At 64.5% G+C, this 7509-nt stretch carries 7 protein-coding genes; all 7 read left to right on the forward strand.

Translation table 11 applies throughout. The features are described from left to right. The first annotated feature begins 7 nt into the window (after positions 1-7). The gene (locus A5758_RS12520) at positions 8-922 is read left to right on the forward strand and encodes a 3-oxoacyl-ACP reductase (protein ID WP_067201661.1); all 915 of its coding nucleotides are present in this window, start codon (positions 8-10) and stop codon (positions 920-922) included. A 236-nt stretch (positions 923-1158) separates the two neighbouring features. Next, positions 1159-1923: an ABC transporter permease gene (locus A5758_RS12525; protein WP_067201657.1), complete on the forward strand. Its 765-nt coding sequence runs from the start codon at positions 1159-1161 to the stop codon at positions 1921-1923. Positions 1924-1930: 7 nt separating this feature from the next. Then, positions 1931-2773, forward strand: coding sequence for an ABC transporter permease (locus A5758_RS12530; protein WP_067740276.1), 843 nt, complete (start codon positions 1931-1933; stop codon positions 2771-2773). A gap of 19 nt (positions 2774-2792) precedes the next feature. Further along, a complete protein-coding gene (locus A5758_RS12535; RefSeq protein WP_067201653.1) occupies positions 2793-3995 on the forward strand; it encodes a virulence factor Mce family protein in 1203 nt (400 codons plus the stop codon). Beyond that, positions 3995-5047 carry a virulence factor Mce family protein gene (locus A5758_RS12540; protein ID WP_067740278.1) on the forward strand — a complete coding sequence of 351 codons (1053 nt, stop codon included), beginning with the start codon at positions 3995-3997 and terminating at the stop codon, positions 5045-5047. The genes A5758_RS12535 and A5758_RS12540 overlap by 1 nt, the downstream gene beginning before the upstream one ends. Then, entirely contained in the window at positions 5037-6101 is a 1065-nt protein-coding gene (locus A5758_RS12545) for a virulence factor Mce family protein (RefSeq protein ID WP_067201647.1), read from the forward strand. The genes A5758_RS12540 and A5758_RS12545 overlap by 11 nt, the downstream gene beginning before the upstream one ends. Continuing rightward, on the forward strand, positions 6098-7509 hold a 1412-nt coding region (locus A5758_RS12550), incomplete at its 3' end, for a virulence factor Mce family protein (protein WP_067740280.1). The genes A5758_RS12545 and A5758_RS12550, both read left to right, overlap by 4 nt.

Consider the following 7509-nt stretch of genomic DNA (forward strand, 5'->3'; position numbering starts at 1 on the left):
TCATAAATTGACTAGCAGCACGAACGCGACCGATCTCTCCGGAAAGGTTGCGGTGGTGACCGGTGCGGCCGCGGGACTGGGCCGGGCCGAAGCTCTTGGCCTGGCCCGGGCGGGCGCCACCGTCGTCGTCAACGACATCGCCGCCGCCCTCGATGCCTCCGACGTCATCGACGAGATCAACACCGCCGGCTCCAAGGCGGTCGCTGTGGCCGGCGACATCAGCGAGCGGGCAACCGCCGACGAACTGGTCGTCCAGGCCGATGGTCTGGGTGGACTGGACATTGTGGTCAATAACGCGGGGATCACCCGCGACCGGATGCTGTTCAACATGTCCGACGAGGAATGGGACCTGGTGATCGCGGTGCACCTGCGCGGCCACTTCCTGCTCACCCGCAACGCGGCCACTTACTGGCGCTCCAAGGCAAAGGACGCCGGGGGAACCGTCTTCGGTCGGCTGGTCAACACGGCGTCGGAGGCGGGGCTGGTCGGCCCGGTGGGTCAGGCCAACTACGGCGCCGCCAAGGCCGGCATCATCTCGCTCACCCTGACGGCCGCGCGGGCGCTGGGTCGCTACGGGGTGTGTGCCAACGCGATTTGTCCGCGCGCCCGCACCGCCATGACGGCCGACGTCTTCGGTGCCGCACCGGAAGTCGAGGCGGGCGGGATCGACCCGCTATCACCTGAGCATGTGGTCAGCCTGGTCAAGTTCTTGTCATCGCCGGCGGCCGCGGAAGTCAACGGTCAGGTGTTCATCGTCTACGGGCCTCGGGTGACACTGGTTGCGGCGCCGACCGCTGAGCATCAATTCAGCGCCGCGGGTGAGGCTTGGGAGCCTGCGCAATTGAGCGCGACGCTGCAAGAGTACTTTGCTGGGCGGGATCCGGAGCGGAACTTTTCCGCGGTCGGGCTGATGGAGCAATAGCTGTGTGACGTTACTTCGTGGGGGGGAATCAGCAGTAAGAACGTGTGTCAGTTTGGAATGACGTAAGCGCATCTGACCTGGCAAGTTAACGTTTCGGACAAGGAAATGCTGTTCATTGACACCGTTAACTTGTTCTGAGTTAATATGATCCGGCTCACACCGAGCCGCATGCGACGAGAGACACCGCTAAGGCGACGCATAGACTTCGCCGCGAGCAGCTGAGGGGGGTAGGCAAGTTGATGCAGCAGCTTGCGGTTCCCGCCCGTGCCGTCGGCGGGTTCTTCGAAATGATGATCGACACCGGCCGGCAGTCATTCCGCCGGCCGTTCCAATTGGGCGAGTTCTTGGAACAGACATGGATGATCGCGCGCGTCTCGCTTGTCCCGACGCTGCTGGTATCGATCCCATTCACTGTGCTGGTGGCATTCACGCTCAATATCCTGCTGCGTGAAATCGGCGCCGCCGACTTGTCCGGCGCCGGAACGGCCTTCGGCACCATCACCCAGTTGGGTCCGGTGGTCACCGTGCTCGTCGTCGCGGGTGCCGGCGCCACCGCGATCTGCGCCGACCTCGGTGCGCGCACCATCCGCGAGGAGATCGACGCGATGCGGGTTCTCGGCATCGACCCGATCCATCGACTCGTGGTACCCCGCGTGCTGGCCTCCACTGTCGTTGCGCTCCTGCTCAACGGCTTGGTGTGCGCCATCGGCTTGTCCGGTGGTTATGTGTTCTCGGTCTTCCTGCAGGGCGTCAACCCGGGCGCCTTCATCAACGGACTGACCGTGCTGACCGGCCTGCGCGAGCTGGTTCTCGCCGAGGTCAAGGCGCTGCTGTTCGGTGTGATGGCCGGCCTGGTCGGCTGCTATCGCGGCCTGACCGTCAAGGGCGGCCCCAAGGGTGTCGGCAACGCGGTCAACGAAACCGTGGTCTACGCGTTCATCTGTCTGTTCGTCATCAACGTGGTGATGACTGCCATCGGCGTACGAATCTCGGCGAAGTGAGTACTCGATGAGCTACGACGTCACCTACCGGCTGCGCAACCTCGCCTTCCGGCTGCAGGAGCCGATCGACGACTTCGGTGAGCAGGCGTTGTTCTACGGCCAAACCGTTCGATACGTCCCGAATGCCCTCACCCGCTACCGCAAAGAGACGGTCCGGCTGATCGCCGAGATGACAATGGGCGCAGGGGCGCTCGTCATGATCGGCGGCACGGTGGGCGTCGCGGCCTTCCTGACCCTGGCCTCCGGCGGGGTCATCGCCGTGCAGGGGTATTCGTCGTTGGGCAACATCGGCATCGAGGCGCTGACCGGCTTCCTGTCGGCTTTTCTCAACGTCCGCGTCGTCGCGCCGGTGATCGCCGGCATCGCGCTGGCGGCCACCATTGGCGCCGGTGCCACGGCGCAATTGGGCGCCATGCGGGTGTCCGAGGAGATTGACGCGGTCGAATGCATGGCGGTGCACTCGGTGTCCTACTTGGTGTCCACCCGGCTGATCGCCGGACTCATCGCGATCATCCCGCTGTATTCACTGTCGGTACTGGCGGCGTTCTTCGCCGCCCGCTTCACCACGGTGTACATCAACGGACAGTCCAAGGGTCTCTACGACCACTACTTCAATACGTTCCTCATCCCGTCGGACCTGCTGTGGTCGTTCCTCCAGGCGATCGTGATGTCCATCGCGGTGATGCTCGTCCATACCTATTACGGCTACAACGCCAGCGGCGGCCCGGTCGGCGTCGGCATCGCGGTCGGCCAGGCCGTGCGCACCTCGCTGATCGTCGTCGTCATCATCACACTGTTCATCTCACTCGCTGTTTACGGCGCGTCCGGTAACTTCAACCTCTCCGGGTAAGAGGACCGCTTAAAGGAACATGGCAAACACAGGAATGCGACGTAGCTCCGTCCGGTTGGCAGCAGCGGTGCTGGCCAGCCTGATATTGGCGTTCGCCCTCGTGACTTACCTTTCCTACACAGCGGCTTTCGCCTCGATCGATAAGGTCACGGTCTCGGCTCCGCGGGCCGGGCTGGTATTGGAGAAGGGCGCCAAGGTCAAATACCGGGGCATCCAGATCGGCAAGGTCGAGGCCATCGACTACGCCGATGACCAGGCTCGGCTGACGCTGGGGATCAACAGCGACGACATGCACTTCATTCCGTCCAATTCGCCGGTGCATATCGCGGGCAACACCATATTCGGCGCCAAGTCGGTCGAATTTCTTCCGCCGCAGAACCCTTCGCCGACCTCGCTACGTCCGAACGCGCACGTTGCGGCCTCTGCGGTGCAGCTGGAAGTCAACACCCTGTTCCAGTCGCTGATGGACCTGCTGCACAAGATCGACCCCGTCGAGCTCAACGGGACGCTGAGCGCGTTGTCCGAAGGTCTGCGTGGGCACGGCGACGACTTCGGCGGCATCTTGTCGGGCCTGAACACATTGACGCGCCAGGCAAATCCGAAGCTGCCTGCGCTGCAGGAGGATTTCCGTAAGGCCGCGGTCGTCACCAACATCTACGCCGACGCCGCTCCGGACCTGAACACCATCTTCGACAACCTGCCGACGATCAACAAAACCGTTGTCGACCAGCAGAACAACCTCAACGACACCTTGCTGGCCACAATCGGCCTGGCCAACAACGCCTATGAGACGTTGGCGCCGGCCGAACAGGACTTCATCGACGCCATCAACCGGCTGCGGGCCCCTCTGAAGGTGGCCGCCGATTACTCACCCGAATTCGGCTGCCTGTTCGCCGGCATCGAGCGCGGTATCAAGGAATTCGCCCCGCTGCTCGGTGTCCGCAAGGCGGGCCTGTTCACGTCGTCGAGCTTCGTGCTCGGCGCGCCGTCGTACACGTTCCCCGAGTCCCTGCCGATCGTCAACGCCTCCGGTGGACCGAACTGCCGCGGGCTGCCGGACATTCCGACGAAACAGACCGGCGGGTCGTTCTTCCGGTCGCCGTTCCTGGTCACCGACAACGCGAACATTCCGTACGAGCCGTTCACCGAACTGCAGTTCGACGCGCCCTCGACGCTGCAGTTCTTGTTCCACGGCGCCTTCGCGGAACGGGACGACTTCTGATGGCCGCGGGGGAGATGCCGACACACCGCTCGATGATGATCAAGGTCAGCATCTTCGCGGTGGCCATGCTGCTCGTATCCGCGGGACTGGTGGTGGTCTTCGGCGACTTCCGGTTCGGTCCCGAAAGCACTTACCACGCAACGTTTACCAACGTGTCGCGGTTGAAGGCGGGCCAGAAGGTGCGCATCGCCGGCGTGCCGGTCGGTGCGGTGTCCGGCGTGAAGCTCAACCCGGACAACACCATCGACGTGTCGTTCGGACTCGACAAGCGCTACACGCTCTACTCCTCGACACGCGCGGTGATCCGCTACGAAAACCTGGTCGGTGACCGGTATTTGGAGATCACCTCGGGACCGGGGGAGCTGCGGAAGCTGCCGCCGGGCGGGACGATCAACGCCCAGCACACCCAGCCCGCACTGGACCTCGATGCGCTGCTCGGCGGGCTTCGTCCGGTGCTCAAAGGTCTGGACGCGGACAAGGTCAACACGATCAGCAGCGCTGTCATCGAGTTGTTGCAGGGCCAGGGCGGTGCGTTGTCCAACGTGCTGGCCGACACCAGCGCGTTCTCGTCGGCGTTGGGCCAACGCGACCAACTCATCGGTGACGTGATCAACAACCTCAACACGGTGCTCAAGACCGTCGATCAGCGCAGCGCCCAGTTCTCGACCAGCGTCGACCAGTTGCAGCAATTGATCAGCGGGCTGGCCAAGAACAAGGACGACATCGCGGGCGCCATCCCGCCGCTGGCCTCGACGACGACGGATCTGACCGAGCTGCTGCAGAATTCGCGCCGGCCGCTGCAGGGCATTCTGGAGAACACCCGGCCGCTGGCGACCGAACTGGACGACCGCAAGGCCGAGGTCAACAACGACGTCGAGCAGCTGGGCGAGGATTATCTGCGGCTGGCTGCGCTGGGCGCCTACGGCTCGTTCTTCAACATTTACTTCTGCTCGGTGACGATCAAGATCAATGGCCCGGCGGGCAGCGACATCCTGCTGCCCCTCGGTGGCCAGGTGGATCCCAGCAAGGGGAGGTGCTCTTTTGCCAAGTAACGCAAAGCGTGAGCGCGATCCGCTGCGCACCGGCATCTTCGGGGTGGTGCTGGTGGTGTGCGTTGTGCTCATCGCATTCGGCTACGCGGCCTTGCCGTTCTGGCCGCAGGGAAAGATCTACGACGCCTATTTCTCTGACGCCGGCGGCATCAATCCCGGTAACGCGGTGTACGTCTCGGGCTTCAAGGTCGGCAAGGTGACGTCGGTCGGCCTGGCCGGAGACAGCGCCAAGATCAGCTTCAGCGTGGATCGCCATGTCGCCGTGGGGGATCAGTCACTTGCCGCGATCCGCACCGACACCATTCTCGGTGAGCGGTCCATCGCGGTAAGCCCGGCCGGCAGCGGCAGGTCGACCACGATCCCGCTCAGCCGCACGACCACGCCGTACACCCTCGCCGGCGCACTGGAGGACCTGGGTCAAAACGCCAACAACCTGAACAAGCCTCAGTTCGAGCAGGCATTGAATGTGTTGACCGACACGCTGCACGACGCCACCCCCGAGCTGCGCGGTGCGCTCGACGGTGTGACGACGCTGTCGCGAACGCTGAACCGGCGCGACGAGGCTTTGCAAAGCCTTCTGGCGCATGCGAAGTCGGTCACCGGCGTGCTGTCCCAGCGCGCCGACCAGGTCAACAAACTCGTCGACGACGGTAACGAGTTGTTCGCTGCGCTCGACGAGCGGCGAGCCGCCCTGGGGCGGCTGATCTCGGGGATCCAGGGCCTCTCGGCGCAGATCTCCGGGTTCGTCGCCGACAACCGCAAGGAGTTCGGGCCGGCGCTGAGCAAGCTCAACGACGTGCTGAGCAATCTCAACGAGCGCCGCGACTACATCACCGAGGCCCTCAAGCGGCTGCCGACCTACGCGACCGAGCTGGGCGAGGTCGTGGGGTCCGGACCGGGATTCAACGTCAACGTCTACGGTGTGATCCCCGCGCCGCTGCTCGCGACGATGTTCGACTTCTTCTACCAGCCCGGCAAGATGCCGGCTAGCTTGGCCGACTACCTCCGAGGGCTGATCCAGGAGCGCTGGATCATTAGGCCGAAGTCGCCATGATGCGGCGGATCGCCGGCAGCCGGGGGCTGCGCTACACCACCGCCATCGCGCTCATCGCGGTGTTGGTGGGTGGCGTATATGTGTTGTCGTCAACCGGCAATACGCGCAGCATCGTCGGTTACTTCGCGTCCGCAGTCGGGCTCTACCCCGGCGACCAGGTGCGCGTCCTCGGCGTTCCGGTGGGTCAGATCGACACCATCGAGCCGCGCCCCTCCGACGTCAAGATCACCATGTCGGTGTCCAAGGACGTGAAGATCCCGAAAGACGCCAAGGCCATCATCATGTCGCCGAACCTGGTGGCAGCGCGGTTCATTCAGCTGACGCCGGCGTACACCGGTGGCGCGGTGCTGCCCGCCGGTGGGAGCATCGCCCTGGAACGTACCGGGGTTCCGGTGGAGTGGGACGAGGTCAAAGAGTCGCTGACGCAACTGGCCGTGCAGCTCGGTCCCACCACGGGGTCGATGCAGGGGCCTTTGGGGCGGGCGATCAATCAGGCCGCGGACACGTTCAACGGCAACGGCGAGTCGTTCCACAACGCGTTGCGCGAACTCTCCCAAGCCGCCGGGCGGCTGGGGGATTCACGCAGTGACATCTTCGGCACGGTCAAGAACCTTCAAGTTCTGGTCAACGCGCTGTCGGCCAGCAACGAACAGATCGTGCAGTTCGCCGGGAACGTCGCCTCGGTCTCCCAGGTGCTCGCCGACAGCTCGCGTCACCTCGACAACACCCTGGGCACGCTCAACAAGGCGCTCTCCGACATCCGGGGATTCCTGCACGAGAACAACTCGACCATCATCGATACGGTCAACAACCTCAACGACTTCGCCAAGACGCTGAGCGACCAGAGCGAGAACATCGAGCAGGTGCTGCACGTGGCGGGACCCGGCATCGCAAACTTCTACAACATTTACGACCCGGCACAGGGCACGCTCAACGGCCTGTTGTCGATTCCGGAATTCGCCAACCCCGTGCAGTTCATCTGCGGTGGGTCCTTCGAAACGGCGGCCGGGCCACGCGCGCCCGACTACTTCCGGCGCGCCGAGCTGTGCCGTGAGCGGCTGGGACCGGTGCTGCGCCGGCTCACGGTGAACTATCCGCCGATCATGTTCCACCCGCTCAACACGATCACGGCCTACAAGGGTCAGATCATCTACGACACCCCGGAAACCCAGGCCAAGTCGGCGACCCCGGTTCCCGATCTCACCTGGATCCCGGCCAACGGTGCCAAAACGCCGCCCGCCGCCCAAAACCCGGCGGACCTGCAGGCATTGCTGGTCCCGCCGGCCCCGCAGACCGGCCCCGCCCCGGGCTCGGCGCCGGGCCCGGGAGCGGCCCGAAAGCGCTCCCCGGGTTGGGGCCGGGGGCCGGACCGGCATTACGCAAGGCCGGCGCCGGGCCCAACCCGGGG

The organism is Mycobacterium sp. 852014-50255_SCH5639931 (assembly GCF_001665605.1).
Classification (GTDB): domain Bacteria; phylum Actinomycetota; class Actinomycetes; order Mycobacteriales; family Mycobacteriaceae; genus Mycobacterium; species Mycobacterium paraffinicum.